Origin of the sequence: Bradyrhizobium sp. STM 3561 (genome assembly GCF_045571455.1) — a bacterium.
Taxonomy (GTDB): domain Bacteria; phylum Pseudomonadota; class Alphaproteobacteria; order Rhizobiales; family Xanthobacteraceae; genus Bradyrhizobium; species Bradyrhizobium vignae.
The window spans coordinates 6905798-6924807 of record NZ_CP120695.1; the positions used below are offsets into that span (position 1 = coordinate 6905798).

Annotated in this window: 20 protein-coding genes; 6 read left to right on the forward strand and 14 right to left on the reverse strand. The window is 64.7% G+C overall.

Translation table 11 applies throughout. The features are described 5' to 3' along the window. Positions 1 to 52: 52 nt before the first annotated feature. The 10 genes from P6U28_RS32765 to murJ all read right to left on the reverse strand — a co-directional run bounded on the left by P6U28_RS32765 (position 53) and on the right by murJ (position 9237). Positions 53 to 1048 carry a PhoH family protein gene (locus P6U28_RS32765; RefSeq protein WP_122400131.1) on the reverse strand — a complete coding sequence of 332 codons (996 nt, stop codon included), beginning with the start codon at positions 1046 to 1048 and terminating at the stop codon, positions 53 to 55. Positions 1049 to 1112: 64 nt separating this feature from the next. Further along, positions 1113 to 2507, reverse strand: a complete 1395-nt coding sequence (gene miaB, locus P6U28_RS32770) for a tRNA (N6-isopentenyl adenosine(37)-C2)-methylthiotransferase MiaB (protein WP_122400130.1) — start codon at positions 2505 to 2507, stop codon at positions 1113 to 1115. 192 nt (positions 2508 to 2699) lie between these two features. Continuing rightward, positions 2700 to 3380 (reverse strand): HAD family hydrolase, encoded by a 681-nt coding sequence (locus P6U28_RS32775; RefSeq protein ID WP_122400129.1) that lies wholly within the window; start codon positions 3378 to 3380, stop codon positions 2700 to 2702. A 4-nt stretch (positions 3381 to 3384) separates the two neighbouring features. After that, positions 3385 to 3840, reverse strand: a complete 456-nt coding sequence (locus P6U28_RS32780; protein ID WP_027572387.1) for a Fur family transcriptional regulator — start codon at positions 3838 to 3840, stop codon at positions 3385 to 3387. A 37-nt stretch (positions 3841 to 3877) separates the two neighbouring features. Beyond that, positions 3878 to 4363 (reverse strand): ribosomal protein S18-alanine N-acetyltransferase, encoded by a 486-nt coding sequence (gene rimI, locus P6U28_RS32785; RefSeq protein WP_407120494.1) that lies wholly within the window; start codon positions 4361 to 4363, stop codon positions 3878 to 3880. After that, on the reverse strand, positions 4360 to 5052 hold the full coding sequence (gene tsaB / locus P6U28_RS32790; RefSeq protein WP_122400127.1) for a tRNA (adenosine(37)-N6)-threonylcarbamoyltransferase complex dimerization subunit type 1 TsaB: 693 nt from the start codon (positions 5050 to 5052) through the stop codon (positions 4360 to 4362). The genes rimI and tsaB overlap by 4 nt, the downstream gene beginning before the upstream one ends. Positions 5053 to 5209: 157 nt before the next feature. Further along, positions 5210 to 5779, reverse strand: a complete 570-nt coding sequence (locus P6U28_RS32795; RefSeq protein WP_122400126.1) for a NifU family protein — start codon at positions 5777 to 5779, stop codon at positions 5210 to 5212. A gap of 182 nt (positions 5780 to 5961) precedes the next feature. Continuing rightward, positions 5962 to 6456 carry a universal stress protein gene (locus tag P6U28_RS32800; protein ID WP_129142339.1) on the reverse strand — a complete coding sequence of 165 codons (495 nt, stop codon included), beginning with the start codon at positions 6454 to 6456 and terminating at the stop codon, positions 5962 to 5964. An 82-nt stretch (positions 6457 to 6538) separates the two neighbouring features. Next, a complete protein-coding gene (gene trpS, locus P6U28_RS32805; RefSeq protein ID WP_122400124.1) occupies positions 6539 to 7591 on the reverse strand; it encodes a tryptophan--tRNA ligase in 1053 nt (350 codons plus the stop codon). 110 nt (positions 7592 to 7701) lie between these two features. Further along, positions 7702 to 9237 carry a murein biosynthesis integral membrane protein MurJ gene (gene murJ / locus P6U28_RS32810; protein WP_122400123.1) on the reverse strand — a complete coding sequence of 512 codons (1536 nt, stop codon included), beginning with the start codon at positions 9235 to 9237 and terminating at the stop codon, positions 7702 to 7704. Positions 9238 to 9363: 126 nt separating this feature from the next. Here murJ and P6U28_RS32815 point away from each other — a divergent pair, with 126 nt between their 5' ends. The 3 genes from P6U28_RS32815 (at position 9364) to P6U28_RS32825 (ending at position 12845) form a co-directional block, all read left to right on the forward strand. Continuing rightward, positions 9364 to 10365 (forward strand): adenosine kinase, encoded by a 1002-nt coding sequence (locus P6U28_RS32815; RefSeq protein ID WP_129142336.1) that lies wholly within the window; start codon positions 9364 to 9366, stop codon positions 10363 to 10365. 495 nt (positions 10366 to 10860) lie between these two features. Continuing rightward, a complete protein-coding gene (locus tag P6U28_RS32820) occupies positions 10861 to 11181 on the forward strand; it encodes a hypothetical protein (RefSeq protein WP_122400121.1) in 321 nt (106 codons plus the stop codon). A gap of 170 nt (positions 11182 to 11351) precedes the next feature. Next, complete coding sequence (locus P6U28_RS32825; protein ID WP_122400120.1) at positions 11352 to 12845, forward strand: NAD-dependent succinate-semialdehyde dehydrogenase; 1494 nt, start codon at positions 11352 to 11354, stop codon at positions 12843 to 12845. Positions 12846 to 12896: 51 nt separating this feature from the next. Here P6U28_RS32825 and P6U28_RS32830 read toward each other — a convergent pair whose 3' ends face one another. Both P6U28_RS32830 and P6U28_RS32835 read right to left on the reverse strand, forming a co-directional pair. Next, entirely contained in the window at positions 12897 to 13172 is a 276-nt protein-coding gene (locus tag P6U28_RS32830; RefSeq protein ID WP_407120495.1) for a hypothetical protein, read from the reverse strand. Between the two features lie 219 nt (positions 13173 to 13391). Then, positions 13392 to 13937 (reverse strand): helix-turn-helix transcriptional regulator, encoded by a 546-nt coding sequence (locus P6U28_RS32835; RefSeq protein ID WP_407123133.1) that lies wholly within the window; start codon positions 13935 to 13937, stop codon positions 13392 to 13394. Positions 13938 to 14319: 382 nt separating this feature from the next. On the opposite strand from P6U28_RS32835, the gene P6U28_RS32840 reads away from it, so the two are divergent. Beyond that, positions 14320 to 15201 carry an NAD(P)H-binding protein gene (locus tag P6U28_RS32840; RefSeq protein ID WP_407120496.1) on the forward strand — a complete coding sequence of 294 codons (882 nt, stop codon included), beginning with the start codon at positions 14320 to 14322 and terminating at the stop codon, positions 15199 to 15201. Between the two features lie 32 nt (positions 15202 to 15233). Then, positions 15234 to 15644 carry a nuclear transport factor 2 family protein gene (locus tag P6U28_RS32845; protein ID WP_122400116.1) on the forward strand — a complete coding sequence of 137 codons (411 nt, stop codon included), beginning with the start codon at positions 15234 to 15236 and terminating at the stop codon, positions 15642 to 15644. A 16-nt stretch (positions 15645 to 15660) separates the two neighbouring features. Here P6U28_RS32845 and P6U28_RS32850 read toward each other — a convergent pair whose 3' ends face one another. Next, the gene (locus P6U28_RS32850) at positions 15661 to 16575 is read right to left on the reverse strand and encodes a phosphoribosylaminoimidazolesuccinocarboxamide synthase (RefSeq protein ID WP_122400115.1); all 915 of its coding nucleotides are present in this window, start codon (positions 16573 to 16575) and stop codon (positions 15661 to 15663) included. A gap of 95 nt (positions 16576 to 16670) precedes the next feature. Further along, complete coding sequence (locus P6U28_RS32855; RefSeq protein ID WP_122400114.1) at positions 16671 to 17588, reverse strand: pirin family protein; 918 nt, start codon at positions 17586 to 17588, stop codon at positions 16671 to 16673. Between the two features lie 362 nt (positions 17589 to 17950). Here P6U28_RS32855 and P6U28_RS32860 point away from each other — a divergent pair, with 362 nt between their 5' ends. Then, the gene (locus P6U28_RS32860; RefSeq protein ID WP_407120498.1) at positions 17951 to 19006 is read left to right on the forward strand and encodes a helix-turn-helix domain-containing protein; all 1056 of its coding nucleotides are present in this window, start codon (positions 17951 to 17953) and stop codon (positions 19004 to 19006) included. The last annotated feature ends 4 nt before the right edge of the window (positions 19007 to 19010 follow it).

Here is a 19010-nt window from a genome sequence, read left to right on the forward strand (position 1 = left end):
GTCTGGGACGAAAGGCGCCGTGTTCGCGCCCTTTGGGTCCGGTGTTGCCTCGTCAGGATTGACCGCTGGCCGGCCGCTGCGGCGGCCCTTCGTAGGCGGCGACGATCCGCGCCACCAGTTCGTGGCGGATCACGTCCTCGGCCTTGAAATGAACCTGGGCAATTCCCTCGACGCCGTTCAAGAGGCGGGTCGCCTCGGCCAGGCCCGAGGTCTGGCCGTTGGGCAGGTCGATCTGCGAGGGATCGCCTGTCACGATCATGCGGCTGTTCTCGCCGAGACGCGTCAGGAACATCTTCATCTGCATCGACGTGGTGTTCTGGGCCTCGTCCAGGATGATGGCGGCATTGGTCAGCGTGCGGCCGCGCATGAAAGCGAGCGGCGCGATCTCGATCTCTCCGGTCTGCAGCGCGCGCTCGACGATGCGCGCATCCATGAGATCGTAGAGCGCATCATAGATCGGCCGCAGATAAGGATCGACCTTCTCGCGGAGATCGCCGGGCAGGAAGCCGAGCCGCTCGCCGGCTTCCACCGCCGGACGCGACAGGATGATGCGATCGACCTCCTTGCGCTCGAACAGCTGCGCGGCATGGGCGACGGCGAGCCAGGTCTTGCCGGTGCCGGCGGGACCAATGCCGAACACCAGCTCATGCCGCTTCAGCGCGCGGATGTAGGAGTCCTGTGCAGCCGTGCGCGCACGCACCGGGCGTTTGCGCAGATTGATGCTGTCGAACGTCGATTTGGCCGATTTGGCGTCGAACTCGAACAGTGAGCCCTGCGCGATCACGGCGCGGATTGCGCCTTCGACCTCGCCCTGGTCGAGATCCTGCCCCTTCACCGCTTGCGTGTAGAGCATCTCCAGCACGCGGCGCGCGGCGTCGCAGCCGTCGCGGGTGCCGCCGATGGTGATGTGGTTGCCCTTGGAATCGACGATCACGCCCAGCCGCCGCTCGATCTGCGCCAGATGCTGGCCGTACGGGCCGACCAGCGCGGAAGCGGCGCGGTTGTCGTCGAAATCGATGACGACCTGGGTTTCGGGCGGAACTTGCATGTCGCGGTCAAATTTGCGGCTGGGAGCGAACGAAGACGAATCCGATGCGCTTTTTGGCAAGGGTTCAGGCTCCAGTGGCTTGCGATAAAGCGGGCTCGCGCGCGCCATGCGGCGTCATGAGCTCACCGAGAAAGCTGTAGCGCTCGAGGCTGTCGATCCGCACCGGCAGGATTTGTCCGATGATGTCGATTGATGCCATCACATGGGCGGGCTGCAGGTAGGCGGTGCGGCCCACGATCTGGCCTTCCTTGCGCGCCGGACGCTCGAACAGCACGTCGACCGTTGAGCCAATCGCGGCCTTGTTGAAGGCCGATTGCTGGCTGTCGATCAGTTCCTGGAGCCGCTCCAATCGCTGGTCCATCTCGGCGGGGGACACCGTCTCCTGCATGTCCGCGGCCGGCGTTCCCGGCCGGGCGGAGTATTTGAACGAATAGGCCGCAGCGTAGCCGATTTGCGTGACAAGCGCGAGAGTGGCGCGAAAATCTTGCTCGCTCTCGCCAGGGAAGCCGACGATGAAATCCGATGAAAAAGCAATGTCTTGGCGTGCACTGCGGAAACGGTCGATGACGCGGCGGTAATCATCGGCGGTATGTTTGCGGTTCATGGCTGCCAGAATCCGGTCCGAGCCCGATTGCACCGGCAGGTGCACGAACGGCATCAGGGCACCGAGATCGCGATGGGCCGCAATCAGGCTGTCGTCGACGTCGCGGGGATGGCTGGTCGAATAGCGCAGCCGCGCGATGCCGGGAATCGCCGCCATATGTTCGAGCAACCGGCCGAGCGGCCAGATTTTTCCGTCCGGCCCTTCGCCGTGATAGGCGTTGACGTTCTGCCCGATCAAGGTGAGCTCGCGCACGCCGTTGTCGGCGAGCCGCTTCACGTCCTCGACGATCTTCGCTACGGGGCGGGAGACTTCCGCGCCGCGCGTGTAGGGCACGACGCAGAAGGTGCAGAACTTGTCGCAGCCTTCCTGCACCGTGACGAAGGCGGAAATGCCGCGCGCGCGGATCGCATCGGGCTTCGGCTGGGCCAGGAAGCCGAACTTGTCGGCCGCGGGAAACTCGGTCTCGATCGCACGGCCCTCGTCGCCGGCGCGCTTCAAGAGCTCCGGCAGATGATGGTAGCTCTGCGGTCCCACCACGACGTCGACGACAGGCGCCCGGCGCACGATCTCCTCGCCCTCGGCCTGCGCCACGCAGCCCGCGACCGCGATCTGCATCGTCCGGCCCCCACGCGCGGCCTCGTCCTTGGCGAGGCGCAGCCGACCGAGCTCGGAATAGACTTTTTCCGAGGCCTTCTCGCGGATATGGCAGGTGTTGAGGATGACGAGGTCGGCATCCTCTGCGCTCGCCGTCTCCACGAATCCTTCCGGCGCCAGCGTATCCACCATGCGCTGGGCATCGTAGACGTTCATCTGGCATCCATATGATTTGATGTGCAGCTTGCGCGGCGGCGACATGGAACCCGAAATTGAGGTGGAGGACGGCCCTCAGATATAGGCTGGAGAGGCGGAAATCCAGCGAATGCGGGCTTTTAGGTCGTCATTCCGGGGCGCAGCACAGTCGCGAACCCGGAATCCCGCGCCAAAACCTCCGGATTCCGGGTTCACGCGCGTCGCGCGTGCCCCGGAATGACGGCAAGACGACAACAATCAGCCCGCCAGGACGTCCGTCTCGACCCGCCGGACCAGCTCCGGCAGCTGGTGCATGTCGGCAAAGAGCAGGTCGGCGCCGGCCTCGCGCAACGTCTCGGCGTAGCCGTCGCGGCAATGGCTGCCCCCGTAGAAGCCGAATACGGCCATGCCGGCCGCCCGGGCGCCGGCGATGCCGGCCAGACTGTCCTCGATCACGACGCAGCGCTCGGGCGGCACGCCCATTTCGCTCGCCGCGAACAGGAACAGGTCCGGCGCCGGCTTGCCGTTCTTCACCTGCGAGGCCGAGAAGATATTCGGCGCCAGGCGTTCGTAGAGACCGGTGCTTCCCAGGCTCACGCGCATGCGCTCGTGCGAGCCGCTCGAGGCGACGCAGACGCGCTGGGTGACGACATCGAGCACATCATGGATGCCGCGGATCGCTTCGAGGTCGGCCTCGAACGAGCGGAACAGCTCGTCCTGAAGATCGCCGTGATAGGCCTCGGGCAGCTTGCGGCCGAGTTCGGTCTCGATCTCGAGATTGGCCTGGCGCGTCGAGCGGCCGAGAAAGCGCTCGAACACCTGATCCGATGTGATCGGGTAGCCGTGGCGCGTCAGCACATCCGCATGCGCGCGACAGGAGATCACCTCGCTGTCCACGAGCACGCCGTCGCAGTCGAAGATGATGAGGTCGATGGGCACTAAATCAATTCGTCGGCTTGTCGTCGTCGAGCGGGACGCAATAGAGCTCGAGCCGGTGATCGACGAGCTTGTAGCCGAGCTTGCGGGCGATCTCCGCCTGAAGCTTCTCGATCTCGTCGGAGGTGAACTCGATCACCTTGCCGTCGCGCAGATTGATGAGATGGTCGTGATGGCTGTCGCGCATCTGCTCGTAGCGCGCGCGGCCCTCGCGGAAATCGTGACGCTCGATGATGCCGGCATCCTCGAACAGTTTCACGGTGCGATAGACGGTCGAGATCGAGATCTTGTCGTCGACCGCAACGCAGCGCCGGTACAGTTCCTCGACATCGGGATGATCGATCGCTTCCGCGAGCACGCGGGCGATGACGCGGCGTTGCTCGGTCATGCGCATACCCGTGGCGGCACAGCGCGACTCGATATCGGACGCCTTGGATGCAGAGGAGGATTTCAGTGTGGTCATAGCGTTGTCTGCCTGGCGGGGCTTTCTGTCACCAATGTTACGACAAGTCACGTCGCATCAGAAGGGCGTTCAATTGTTCCCCGTCAGGCTGCTTATAGTAGCGATCGCGGCGTCCGACCACCACGAATCCGCATCCGGCGTAGAGCCGCCGCGCCGGCTGGTTATTTTCCTCGACTTCGAGAAATATTGTGCGCACGCCGCGCCCGGCGAGGTGGCCGAGATGGGTCATCAGCAGCGTGCGGGAGAGACCGCGGCCGCGATAGGCCCCGTCCACCGCAATCGAGAGGATTTCCGCTTCGTCCGCGCCGATCCGCGACACCGCAAAGCCGATCGTCTTGCGGCCGAGACGCAAGCGATGCATCAGCGTGTTGCGCTCGCTGATCATGCTCTCGAACTCGCCTTCGCCCCAGCCGCGCGCGAAGGAGGCGCCGTGCAGCTGCGCCAGCCGTGCGGCATCGTGCATGGAAGCCGGCTCGACGGCGGCCGTGCCGCCGCGCCACCATTCCGACAGCCATCTCATCACGAGCTCGCGGCTTGGGCGAGCGGCGGAGTTGCGGCCGGCTTTGCGTCGGGCGCCTTCAGATAGAACGGCCGCGCCGGGTTCGTCTCGGGATCGGCTGCGGCTCCGAGCCATGCGACCCAGCCGATGTCGGGCGCGGGCTGCGCGTCGACCGCAACAGGTTGCGGTCCATCCTTCGGCCAGCGATCGGCGAGGATCTTGGCGGCATTGCCGACCAGATGCGGCGCACCGAATTGCGAGGCCGCGATCGCCTCGTCGATGGACGCGACGCCCGGCCGTACCAGCTGGCTGCCGTCGCCGGCGACGATCTGGAAATAGACGTGATCGTGCCGTGCATCGATTGCAGAGATCACGGGTGCCGACTTGCGCTGGCAGACGACGGCGGCCGCATAGGCCGACAATGTCGTCGACCCCACGGCCGGCTTGCCGGCTGCGAGCGCAAGGCCGCGCGCCGCGGAAATGCCGACGCGCAAGCCGGTGAAGCTGCCGGGGCCGACGGTGACCGCGATGCGGTCGATCGAGGTGAAAGCGAGATCGGCGGATTGCATTACGCGCGCGATCACCGGCATCAGCGCCTCGGCATGGCCGCGCTTCATGAGCAGCGATTCCTGCGCGAGCAGCTGGCCGGCCTCGGTGTCGAGCACGGCGGCCGCGCACGCTTCCAGCGCAGTATCGATGGCAAGGATCAGCATGGCCTGATCATAGCATTGCCGATCGGATGATGCCCAAGCTTCTTGCCGTCATGGCCGGGCTTGACCCGGCCATCCACGACTTTGCAGCCTCAAAAACGTGGATGCCCGGGACAAGCCCGGGCATGACGGAGAAAAATCGGTGCGCAGACCGCGCAATTCACATCGGCCGGACTTCGACCACGTCGGGCACGAAGTGCTTGAGCAGGTTCTGGATGCCGTGCTGGAGCGTCGCGGTCGATGATGGGCAGCCGGAGCAGGCGCCCTTCATGTTGAGATAGACGATGCCGTCCTTGAAGCCGCGGAAGGTGATGTCGCCGCCGTCATTGGCGACCGCCGGCCGCACCCGGGTCTCGATCAGGTCCTTGATCATGTCGACCGTCTCGGCATCGGCCTCGTCGAAGAACTCGTCCTCGTCGTCGAGATCGACGTCGCTCGTGGCCGTGCCGTCGGCAAGCAGCGGCGCGCCGGACATGTAGTGCTCCATGATGGCACCCAGGATCGCGGGCTTGAGCTGCTGCCATTCACCGCTCGCCTTGGTCACGGTGATGAAGTCCGATCCGTAGAACACGCCGGTGACGCCGGGTACGTCGAACAGCTTTTCGGCGAGCGGCGAACGGCCGGCGGCTTCGCGGCTCGAAAACTCCACCGGGGTGCCCTCGACCACGACGCGGCCGGGAATGAATTTCAGCGTGGCGGGATTGGGGGTGGCTTCGGTTTGAATGAACATGGTTTTCTCCAGACGTCGCCGGTTCAAGGCCGGCGCGTGCTCTATCCCTAGCAGATGGCAACGGCGAACGCACGATCAAGGGGGTTGGAGTGCATTTCCTTATTAGATCAGTAGGTTAGGCTTCTCCTTCCCTTCTCGCCGCTGGCACCCGCTTGCGGGGAGAGGCGAAAGGCGCACACCGGCTACGACAGCGAATCCACGCTTTGGTCGCTTAGCGCGCCCGAGATGATCGTCACCGGCACGGGAAACGTGCCCAGCTCATGCGCGAGCAGCGTGACCAGAGGTCCGGGACCCTCGGCGCCGGGATTGGCGGCCAGCACCAGCACGGCGATGTCAGGATCCTCATCGATCACCGCGAGCAGTTGTTCCATCGCGGCGCCTTCCCGAATCACCCGTTCCGGCGTGATCGCGGCGATGCCGTTGGCTCTCCCGGCGGCACGGTCGAGCGCTGCCTCCGCTGCCTCCTGCGCCTCGGCGCGCATGATATCGGCGACCCCCAGCCATTCCTGGCTCTGCGGTTCGGGCTCGATGATGCGCAGCATCACCACCCCGCCGCCGGCGCGGATCGCCCAGCGGCTGGCGTAATAGACCGCGCGATCCCATTCGGCGCTGTCGTCGACGACGACGAGGCATTTGGGCTTGTGACCCGGCTCGTAGCAAAGTCGCTTGCTGGTCATGCATGTCCCGGCGTGCGCATGGCCGCATGCTGCCACACTCCCTCCCGCTTGGGGAGAGGAAGCGCGGCCGGCACCTCGGCGCCTAGCGCCGGCGGATGAAGCCGACGATGTCCTTGGAGAGCTTCATCGTCTCGTCGGCGATCGCGCGCGCGCGGTCGGACCCCTCGTTCAGAATCGCGTCGATATGGCCGGGGTCGGCGACGAGGCGCTTCATCTCGCCGGCGATCGGCGCGAGCTTGGTGACGCACAGCTCCGCCAGCGCGTTCTTGAAGCTGGAGAACTGGCCGCCGCCGAAATCCCTGAGCACGTCGGCCTTGGAACGGCCGGAGAGCGCGGCGAAGATGCCGACGAGATTGTCGGCTTCGGGGCGCGCTTCCAGGCCCTTTTCCTCCGTCGGCAGCGGCTCCGGATCGGTCTTCGCCTTGCGGATCTTCTGCGCGATGGTGTCGGCATCGTCAGTCAAGTTGATGCGCGAATTGTCCGAGGCATCCGACTTGGACATCTTCTTGGTGCCGTCGCGCAGGCTCATCACGCGCGTCGCCGGGCCCGTGATCAACGGTTCCGGCAGCGGGAAGAACAGGCCGTCATTGTGTCCCTGCGCGCGAATGGAATCGCCGAAATCGTTGTTGAACTTCTGCGCGATATCGCGCGAGAGCTCGAGATGCTGCTTCTGGTCCTCGCCGACCGGAACGTGGGTCGCGCGATACAGCAGGATGTCGGCCGCCATCAGCACGGGATAATCGAACAGCCCGACGGAGGCATTCTCGCGATCCTTGCCGGCCTTCTCCTTGAACTGGGTCATGCGGCCGAGCCAGCCCATGCGCGCGACGCAGTTGAAGATCCAGGCGAGCTCGGCATGGCCCGAGACCTGGCTCTGGTTGAACACGATGTGCTTCTTGGGATCGATGCCGGCCGCGATGAACGCCGCTGTGACCTCGCGGGTGTTGCGCGTGAGCTCGGCCGGTCCGCCCCAGACGTCGACGCCTTGCGTGATCGCGTGCATGTCGACGACGCAATAGATGCAGTTGTGGGTTTCCTGCATCTTCACGAAGTTGACGATCGCGCCGAGATAATTGCCGAGATGCAGATTGCCCGTCGGCTGGACGCCCGAAAAGACCCGTTCAACGAATGGCATGGTCAGCTTTCCTGGAAGACACGGCCGTCGTTTCCAACAGCGGCGCTCCCCCGTCAAGGGCAATTCCACCTCTCCCATCGGGAGAGGTGAAGAGGCCGGCGCCGAGCGCTCTAACGACCCGGTCGTTTCAAGGCGTTAACCGCTTCGCGCCAGGAGGCTGCGCCGAGGATTTGCAGCAGCAGGCCGTAGACGGCGATTCCGGCGGCGATCTGCACGCCCAGCGCGACGAATTTGATGACGCCATGGGTCTCGACAGGCACCAGACCCGTGGTCAGCCAGAGCAGGGCCCCCATGGCGATCGCGGCCAGCACGATCCGTGGCAATCGCGTGCGGGCGGCCGCATCGACCGAGAAGCCGAACTCGCTCGTGCCCTTCCGGAGCAGCGAAAGTGCGCTGCTCCAGGCGCCGGCCGCGATGCTCATCGCAATCCCGCTGGCGCCGAAGACATGGCCGAGCAGCAGCGCGAGCACCACAGCGACCACGAAACCTATCGCGGTTGCGAGCAGCGGCGTCATCGTGTCGCTGCGGGCATAGAACGCTGGCGATAGCGCCTTGATCAGCACATGCGCCGGCAGGCCCAGCGCCAGCCACATCAACGCATGCGCGGTGGCGGTGCTGTCCTCCGCGCCGAAGGCGCCATGCTCGAACAACAGCCGCACGATCGGCTCCGCCAGCATGATCAGGCCGAGCGTCGCCGGCAGCGCCAGCCCGGTCGCAAGCTCCAGCGCGCGTGATTCGGCATGCGCCACCGCGTCGCGATCGCCGCTACTCACGGAGCGCGTCAGCTCCGGCACCAGCACCGTGCCCATGGCGACGCCGACGATGCCGAGCGGCAGCTCGATCAAGCGGTTGGCGAAATAGAGCCAGGACACCGCGGACGGCGTCGCCGAGGCGATGATCGCGCCCGCGACCATCAGCCATTGCGGGCCCGAGCTTGCGATCATGCCGGGGATCGCCTTGGCGAAGAAGCCGCGCATCTCCTTGTCGAAACTGGCGCGCAGCGGCGTCGCAAGACGCGCGCTTCGCTGCGACAGCAGCATCAGGAGCTGCAGCAGGCCGGCGATGCCGACGGTGGCCGCCAGGATCCACGCAGCGAAACTGGCGTCAGCATGCCAGACGAGCAGCGCCGCGATCGCGGCGATCAGCGCGATGTTGAACAGCAGCGGTGAGAACGCCGTCAGCGCGAAGCGGCCCTGCGCATTGAGCAGCCCCATCAGCACAGTGACGGGACCGGCGAAGGCGAGATAAGGCAGCATCAGCCGCGCGTTCTCCACCGCGCGATCGAGCGTGCCGCTGCCAAGGAATCCCGGCGCGATGACCGCGATGATCACCGGCATCAGAAGCGCAATGACGATCGAGATCGCGATCAGAGCGGCGCTAACCGTGCCGAGCACGCGTCCGGCGAATGCCGATGCGGCCGCGGCCCCGTCGCGATCGCGGGCGCGCAGCCAGGCCGGGATCAGCGCCGCGTTCAGCGCGCCCTCGCTGAGCAGCCGGCGTACCACGTTGACGAGCTGAAATGCCGCCAGAAAGGCGTCCGCCACGGCGCCGGTGCCGAGCAGTGCCGCGATCAGGGAATCGCGGGCAAAACCCAGCAGCCGCGAGGCCAATGTTCCCGTCGACACGGTGAGGAAGGAGCGGATCATTGCCGTCGAGATTACCGTTGCTTGCCCGCCAAGGCCCGGTCGTGATAGGCCGCGAGCTCAGATTTTCAGGCCGACAGGAAGCGGATTTCCGCAGGGATCGCAATCCGCCAAACAGGATCAAGGTGAATGGCTGACGTGAAATATGACGTTCTCGGCATCGGCAACGCGCTCTTTGACGTGCTGGTCAGGACCGACGAGGCCTTTCTGGCCAAGCATGGCATGACCAAGGGCAGCATGTCGCTGATCGACGAGGCGCGTGCGGCGGCCATTTACAAGGACATGGGCCCGGCCACGGAAGTCTCGGGCGGATCTGCCGCCAATACCATCGTCGGCATCGCCAGTCTGGGGGCACGCGCCGCCTATGTCGGCAAGGTCAAGGACGATCAGATCGGCAATCTCTATGTGCACGACATCCGTGCCGCCGGCGTCGCCTTCAACACGCCCGCCGCCAAGGATGGCCCCGCCACCGGTTGCTCCTACATCCTGGTCACCGGCGACGGCGAGCGTACCATGAACACCTATCTCGGCGCGGCGCAGGACCTGTCGCCCGCCGACATCGACCCGGCCGAGATCGCCGGCGCCGCCATCGTCTATCTCGAAGGCTATCTCTGGGACCCCAAGAACGCCAAGGATGCGTTCGTCAAGGCGGCCAAGATCGCACATGATGCCAAGCGCAAGGTGGCGCTGACGCTGTCGGATTCGTTCTGCGTCGACCGCTATCGCGACGAATTTCTCTCGTTGATGCGCAACGGCACGGTCGACATCGTCTTCGCCAACGAGTCCGAGCTGCATTCGCTCTACATGACTTCGGATTTCGACACCGCGCTGAAGCAGCTGCGCAACGACGTCAATCTCGGCGTCGTCACCCGCAGCGAGAAGGGTTGCATGGTGGTGTCGTCGGAAGACGCCATCGCGGCGCCCGCCTCCCCGGTCGACAAGGTGGTCGACACCACCGGCGCTGGCGATCTTTTCGCTGCAGGCTTCCTGTACGGCCTGGCGCGCAATTTCGGCTACAAGCAGTGCGGCGAGCTCGGCGCGCTTGCCGCCGCCGAAGTGATCCAGCACATCGGCGCGCGTCCGCTTGTATCGCTGAAGGAGCTCGCGCAGCAGCGCGGGTTGACGGCTTAAGGCGCGGCTCGTTCCCCGTCATTGCGATGTGGATCGATGCTCGCGCTTCATGCTTGGTCGTCATGCCCGGCCTTGTCCCGGGCATCCACGTGCCACGTCTCGCGCCGCTAAGACTTGGATGGCCGGGACTGTGCTTGGCTTTGCATGGGGTTTCCTAGGGTTTGATTATTGTTGGAAGTGATCGATTGTCCTCCTGCATGCCCGGCGCGGCCAGCGCATCTATGGTCCTGCGCCGGTCGCGATGTCGTGACTTGACGGTCTTGGTTCCCACGCAGGACGACAACGGGCTGAACGGTGATGCGCCCTCACAATCTGTGGTGGATTGCCGGAATTCGCTCTCACCTGAGACGGGCTGCAGGCGTATGTTTCGTGAGTTTTCGGACACCTGAAACATTTCGCGAGCTGCCGCGTTCAGCACCCGGTCCGATCCATGGGCCGATTAAGACTTGATGCAAAATGTTGCCGGCCGCAGATGGGCGGCGAGGGGGACCTCAGATGATTTCGACCTGGAGCGAATGGAAGCGCTATCCCCGTCCGGGGCGCGGCGAGAACCTGGAGGCGCCGATTTCGCCCGGCATTTACGAGGTCCGCATCGCCGGCACCGGCGCACTCTATTCCTTCGGCGCCGTCGACAATCTGGCGCAGGCGCTGGCGCTGCTGCCGGTCGGCTCAAAATCCTGGTTCGGCCGTCGGGATACCTCTCATGTGCCTGATCTCGAATACCGGACATGCGCGACCTCCACGAAGGCGGACGCCAAGGCCGCGGCCGAGCGCATGATCGGTCGCCGCGAGACCTATATCAGCGGCGCGGCCTGACTGCTTGCTCGATCGCGACGCCGCACCTCTCCCCGGTCTGAACAGGGGGAGAGGCAAGGGACCCACGGCTCTCAGTATAATTCCCGGCAGATGTGCGTTGCCGGGCGGTGCATTGCGCGCCACCTGTCCCTATATTCCGGGCCGATCCGATCGTCTCAGGGAGTAACGCCATGACCTCGACTGCCGCTGCACGTGCCCCGCAAGCCACCGCCTCCCTGCGCGACCGGTTGAAGGACCCCTCGTTGTTGAAGGAGGCCTGCTACATCGACGGTGCCTGGGTCGGCACGCCGGTTTTTGCCGTCAATAATCCCGCCACCGGCGTCGAGCTCGCAAAGGTTCCGCAGCTTGGTGCTGACGATACCACCAGGGCGGTCGAAGCCGCCCAGCGCGCCTTTCCGGGCTGGGCCAAGCACACCGCCAAGCAGCGCTCCAACATCTTGCGCAAATGGTTCGAGCTGATCGTCGCCAACCGCGAGGATCTCGCGCTGATCCTCACCTCCGAGCAGGGCAAGCCACTCACCGAGGCGCTGGGTGAGGTCGATATCGGCGCCGCCTATATCGAGTTCTTCGCCGAGGAAGCTCGCCGCGTCTATGGGGAGACCATCCCGACGCAGCGGCCCGATGCGCGCCTGCTCGCGATCAAGCAGCCGATCGGCGTCTGCGGCGCGATCACGCCGTGGAATTTCCCGAACTCCATGATCACCCGAAAGGTCTCGCCGGCGCTGGCGGCCGGCTGCACCGTGGTGCTCAAGCCCGCCAACGAGACGCCGCTCTCGGCGCTGGCGCTCGCCGTGCTCGCCGAGAAGGCCGGCATCCCCAAGGGCGTGCTCAACATCATCACCGGTGACGCGCCGCCGATCGGCAAGGTGCTGTGCGAGCATCCGGCGGTGCGCTTTGTCGGCTTCACCGGCTCGACCGCGGTCGGCAAGATCCTCTATCAGCAGGCCTCGGTCGGCGTGAAGCGGCTCGGCCTCGAGCTCGGCGGCAACGCGCCGTTCATCGTGTTCGACGACGCCGACATCGATGCCGCGGTCGAAGGCGCGATCGTCTCGAAATATCGCAACATGGGCCAGACCTGCGTCTGCGCCAACCGCATCTACGCCCAGGACAGGATCTACGACGAGTTCGTGCAGAAACTGTCGAAGAAGGTCGCGGCGATGAAGATCGGCGACGGCACCGAGAGCGGCGTCACGCAAGGGCCGCTGATCAACATGAAGGCGGTCGACAAGGTCGAGCGCCATATCGCCGACGCGGTGAAGCGCGGCGCAAAGGTCGTCACCGGCGGCAAGCGCAGCGAGCTCGGCCGCTCCTTCTTCGAGCCGACGGTGCTCGCCGACGTCAAGCCGGACTCGCTGGTCTCGCAGGAGGAGACCTTCGGCCCGCTCGCACCCGTGATCCGCTTCAAGGACGAGGCCGACGTCATCGCGATGTGCAACGCCTCGCCGTTCGGCCTCGCCTCGTACTTCTATTCCCGCGATCTCGGCCGCGTCTGGCGTGTCGCCGAAGCGCTGGAGTCTGGCATGGTCGGCGTCAACACCGGCCTCATCACCACCGAGGTCGCCCCCTTCGGCGGCGTCAAGGAAAGCGGCCTGGGCCGCGAAGGGTCGCATCACGGCATGGATGAATATGTCGAGATCAAATACGTGATGATGGCGGGGGTCTAAGCGGCAATCGAGATGCGCGCCGGCGATTTGAGTGTGCCGGCGCGAATCGCATCAGCGGCAGACGTAGGCGCCGTTCACATAGACACGGACGCATGCCGCGCCGGCAGCCGCCGCACCCACCGCCGCTCCCCCCACGACCGCGCGTCGCGTGGTTCGACGGGCGACGCCAGCAACGCTCACGGGGGTTGCCGGCCGGCCGACCCTGGCTTCAACGCTCGGAACGCCGAGCGCGATGCCGGCGTCGTTTGACCAGTTGGTCGAGCCGAAAATTCCGCAGCTCAGGACGGCTGCAAAAAGTAACATTCGCTTGGTGCCGACCAGCGTCATGGCGATCTCCCTCGTTGTTGTATCAAGCCGAGGTGATCAGCTTTCTCTTATCGTTGGCTCCCGGTTTGATCTGGATCAATGGAGGCGATATCGCAGGGTCGCGCAAAGCGCCTCCGCGTCAAGGAAAGCAGCCTTGGCCTCGAAGGCTCGCGTCACGGTATGGAAGAGTATGTCGAGATCAAATACGCGATGATGGCGGGGTCTAGGGGCCTCGCTCGATCAATTCCTGCTTCGACGCAGTTCGCTGGGGCTATATCCGAGCTCGTGCCGCATCCATTTCGCCAGATGAGACTGGTGGGCAAAGCCGGCTTCGGCGGCAATATCGCTTAGTTTGCGGTTGCCTTGAAGGAGAAGCCGACGTGCGTGCTCCACTCTCCTTCTCAGGATGTAGCGATGGATCGTGACATCCATCGCCGCTTTGAACCAGGTCCGCAGATGTGAGTTGCTGACGCCGGCCTCGCGGCTGAGAATGTCAATGGTGAGCGGCTGGTCGAGATTTGCGTCGATATAGGCGAGGACTCTCTGGAGCTGCGCGTCCGAGAGGCGGATGGGGTCACCTGGCGGATCGTTCGCCAGGTTGAGCAATTCGACCGCCAGGGCCATGCCAACGTTTTCGGCAAATAGCGGGCCGCTCGGCGAGCCTGCCCTGATGTCGCTTTCGAGGGCCTGTCCAAGCAGAACGATGCGGTCATTCCGCAGCATGTGATGATGCGCGAGGCGGGCAGATGCCGGCTGCCGGCTCCTTGCTGCAGCATGGTCGAGCATGCTCGGCGCCAGCCGAATCTGAAGCGACTGGTAGGGTGTCTCGGCGACGAAGCCGCCGAACGCACCAGAGGGAATCACATCGATGTCGCCGGCCTGACGCAGGAACTCGTCCCCGGTCTCGATGCATAACGAGCGCGTCGCGGGGCTGAGATGGATGATGATCCGATGGTCGCCGATCGGCTCGAGCGCAACGGCATCAGGCTCGGTCCGCCTGGCAGCGGCGGCGACGCCGGCTGATGTTGGCGCCGAACTCGGTCTCGCTCGCATGGGCCGGGCTCCAGATCTTGGCGGAACGTGTTCGATATTTGGCGCATCGTGCGCGATTTTCAACCGCGCCGACGGCAAAGAACTCATCCGTCATTCGTGACAATGAGGATGCCAAGTGAGTCATTACGTGATCGTCGGAGCCGGCCCTGTCGGGCGCGAAACCGCGCGCCTTCTGGCGGAGGAAGGGCATAGTGTCATCCTGACCAGCAGGAATGCCGGATCGCTCGATGCCGGAGACGTCCGAACGGTTTCGTGCGACGCCACCGACGCCGCGAAACTGGCGGCTCTCGGCAAGGGTGCGGATGCGATCTTCATGTGCGCTATGGCGGCCTATCATCGATGGCCAACCGATTTCTTCCCGATCATGGACGGAACCGTCAAGGCGGCCGAGCAGGTTGGCGCCAAACTGCTCGTAGTCGGGAATCTCTATGGCTATGGCGCCGCGGCCGCTAGTCCTCTCACTCCGGAGCTCGAGCCGGACCCGACCAGCCGCAAGGGCACGACCCGGCACATCATGTGGCAGCGTGCGTTGCGATCGAACGTTCCCGCCATCGAAGTCCGCGCGAGCGACTATCTGGGCAAGGATGCGGTTGCGTATTTCTCGCTGCTGGCCCTGCCGTCGCTGCTCAGGAACGAGCCGGTATCTTTCCTCGGCGATCCCGATGTGGCCCACGCCTGGACGTTCACCAAGGACACGGCGAGGACGCTGATCGCGGCGTCGCGCTTCACCGGAGAATGGGGCCGCGCCTTTCACGTGCCGTCGCAGTCCGCGTCCGTGCGCGAGCTCGTGCGAAGATTCGCGGTCGCGCTGAAGATTGACGTTCCGGATTTGCTTCGGCTCACCGCGACCGATCTGGAACGCATCGGCTTCGGCGAAGGGATCGAGATGGCCTATCTGTTCGAAAAGCCGCTTCTGCTCGATGCCGGGGAGACCGAGAAACTGCTGGGCGTCACCGCGAGCAGCCTGGACACGATGGTTCGTGACACACTTTCGTAGGTGGCACGGCATGGATATGGAAAGAAAGTAACATGAGCGCGCAGGTGACAAAACTCGTTCAGGACTACATCGCGGTGTGGAACGAACGAGATGCCGGGAAACGCCGGCGGCTGATCGATTCGGTCTTCAACGATGCCTGCGCCTATATCGATCCGAATGACTCGGTCGCAGGAAAGAATGCAATCGAACACTTGGTGGAAGCCTTGCAAGCGAGGGTCCCGGACCTGCGCTTCACGCTCGCAGGTCCCGTGAACGCGCATCACGATCAGGTCTTGTTCGGCTGGAGGCTGGCAGCGCCGGGGGCTACAACACCCGCTGCCACAGGCATCGAAATGGCGGTGCTGGATGGCGGCCGCATTGGGCGGCTCCACGGATTCGTAAATCCGCGAGCGGAAACAGCCTGGATTGCTTCGTCGCAAGGGCTCCTCGCAATGAAGGAGTGAGTGACGACAGCCGGACCTAAATCTTCAGCTCTTTGCCCGTCACGCGCCGATACGCTTCCAGATACCGCTTGCTGGTCGCCTCGACCACGCTCGCCGGCAGTGGCGGTGGCGGGGCGTCGCCGTTCCAGCGGCCGGCGCGGCGCTCGACGTCGAGATAGTCGCGCAGTGGCTGCTTGTCGAAGCTCGCCTGCGGCTGGCCGGGCTTGTAGGAATCGACAGCCCAGAAGCGCGAGGAATCCGGCGTCATCACCTCGTCGATCAGGATGATGCGGCCGTCCTTGTCGCGGCCGAACTCGAACTTGGTGTCGGCGATGATGATGCCTTGCTCGCGGGCGAGCTCCTCGCCGAGCGTGTAGATCGCCCGCGTCATGCTCTCCAGCGTGTAGGCAACCTCGTCGCCGACCACCGCGCGCATCTTCGCGATGGTGATGTTCTCGTCATGGCCGGTCTCGGCCTTGGTCGCCGGGCTGAAGATCGCCGGCTCCAGCTTCTCGCTCTCGACGAGGCCGGCCTTCAGCTCCTCGCCCGCCAGCGTGCCGCTGGCGGCATATTCCTTCCAGGCGGAGCCCGAGAGGTAGCCGCGGATCACGCACTCGATCGGAAACACGGTGGTCCGCTTGCACAGCATGGCGCGGCCGAGAATCTCGGCGCGATGCGGTTTCAACGCCGGCACGGCCGCAACGATCTCGTCGGTATCGGCGCTGATCATGTGATGCGGCACCACTCCCTCGAGCTCATTGAACCAGAACGCGCTGATTTGCGTCAGCACCGCGCCCTTCATCGGAATGGTCTCGCCCATCACCACGTCGAAGGCGCTGATGCGGTCGGTGGTGACGAGCAGCAGGCGGTCATCATCGACGGCGTAGATATCGCGCACCTTGCCGCGTCCGATCTTGGGCAGGGGCAGGTCGCTGGAGAGCATGGTGGTCATCGGCAGATCTTTCGCAGGCAAGTCTTTGCAGGCAAGTCTTTGCAGACATGGCCTTCGGGCAGAGAGTCCGGACGCGCCGGATGGCGCAGCCTAGCCTATTCCGGCAGCGGAATGAACTCGTGTTCCTGCGGAACTGCGGCGAAGCGGCCGGTTTTCCAGTCCTGCTTGGCCTGCTCGATCCGCTCCTTGCTGGAGGAGACGAAATTCCACCAGATGTGGCGCGGGCCCTCCAATGCATCGCCGCCGAGAAACATCATCCGCGTCGCCTCGAGCGCCTTCACGGTGATGCGATCGCCGGGTCGGAAGATCAGGAGCCGCGGCCCCTCGTAACGTTCGTTCGCGATCTCGACCTCGCCGTCAACCAGATAGATCGCGCGCTCCTCATGATCAGGATCGAGCGGCACCGTCGCGCCCGCGACCGCCGTGACCTCGGTGTAGAACCAGGGCGAGACCATCGACACGGGCGAGGCGATGCCGAAGGACGAGCCCGCAATCACGCGTGCGGTAAAATCGCGCTCGGAGATCATAGGCAAGTCGCCCGCTGCATAATGCTGGAACGACGGCGCGATCTCTTCCGATCCGGCCGGCAGCGCGATCCAGCTTTGCAGTCCCAGCATCTTCTGGCCCGAGGCGCGCTGTGCATCCGGCGTGCGCTCGGAATGCGCGATGCCGCGCCCGGCCGTCATCAGGTTCATCGCGCCAGGCTGGATCTCCTGGACGTTGCCCTCACTGTCGCGATGCATGATCGCGCCGTCGAGCAGATAGGTGACGGTGGCGAGCCCGATATGCGGATGCGGCCGCACGTCCATGCCCTTGCCGGAGACGAACTGGACCGGGCCGAAATGGTCGAAGAAGATGAAGGGCCCGACCATTTGCCGCTTGCCATGCGGCAGCGCGCGCCGCACCGCAAATCCGTCGCCGAGATCGCGCGTGCGAGGCACGATGACCAGATCGAGCGCATCGCAGGACATGGGATCGCCGAGCACGGGGTCGTTCGAGGGCTGCCAGCTCATGGGTGGACTCCTTTTTGACTTTGTTGAGCGGGAGCCTAGCAGGGTTTCGCATCGTCGTCGCGGCAAAGGTCGCTCCTCAAATTCCGCTGTCATGCCCCGGCTTGCCGTCTTCGCTGAAGCTTCGCCGGCCGAGCGCGTGTAGGCCCGGCGTAGCTTGGCGGAGCCGGGACCGGGGCATCCAATACGCCGCAGCCATCGATTCAATCACTGACGTGTCGGAGTACTGGATCGCCCGGTCAACCAAGCCGGGCGATGACAGCGGTGGATGCCGCTACAACAATGGCATGCGGATGGTCCTTGAAAAACCGGGCACAACGAACGATGTTCGGCTGCTTCCAACCACGTCAAAATCGAACCATCCGATGACCCTTGCCGCAACCGAGCTCGCCTTTCGCGCTGCCGGCGTCGCGCTGCTGCTTGTGCTGGCGGTGTCATTGCTCTCCGATTTCCGCAACGTGCTGGCAGCCCGCCTCGGCGCGGCCTTCGCGCTCGGCTCGGCGGCGCATGCGGCGAGCTATTCCATCGGCGTGTCGTCGCTCGTTCCGGTCTGGCACGCGCCGCTGATCGCGCTGTCGACCGGCAATATCGTCGTGTTCTGGCTGTTCACGCGTGGGCTGTTCGACGAAGCCTTTCGGTTGCGCTGGTGGCACGGTTTGATCTGGGCTGCGGTAACCGCCTTCAGCTTGGTCGGGTGTCTGTGGATCGCGCCCGGCGGGAACGCGCGGTTCTCGGTGACGGTCGTCAATCTGATCGTGCTCGGTTTCATCGCGCTCGCGGTGGCGCAGACCATCCGATCGTGGTCCGCCGATCTGGTCGAGCGTCGCCGTCGCGTGCGCGCCTTCATCGTGTGCGCCGCCGCGCTCTATGGCGGGCTGAACGCGCTGCTTCAGATCCTTGCTGCCGGCAGTGCAGGCGATGTCGCCAACACGATCAACGCCGGTGTGCTCGCCTGCATCGTTGCGGCCATTGCCTGTGCGATGATGCGCATCGACGGCGCCGATCTGTTTCCGGCGTCAACGTCCGCGCCGGCAATTTTTCCTCAACCCGCGAGGGGCGATGAATCCGCCGACCAGAAGCTCATCGATGCCCTGATGCGGCTGATGGCGGAGGAGCGCGTCTATCGCCAGGAGAACATCACCATCGGCGTGCTTGCGACCCGGCTCAAGATTCCCGAATACCGGTTGCGCCGGCTGATCAACCAGCGGCTCGGCTATCGCAATTTCAATGTGTTTCTGAACAACCACCGGATCGAGGAAGCCAAGGCCGCGCTCGCCGATCCCGCCCAGGCCGAAGTCCCAATCATCACCATCGCCATGGATGCCGGCTTCCAGTCGCTGGGTCCATTCAACCGTGCCTTCAAAGCAGTCACCGGCGTGACACCGACGGAATACCGGCGGCTCAAGGTGAATGCGGCGTGACGCG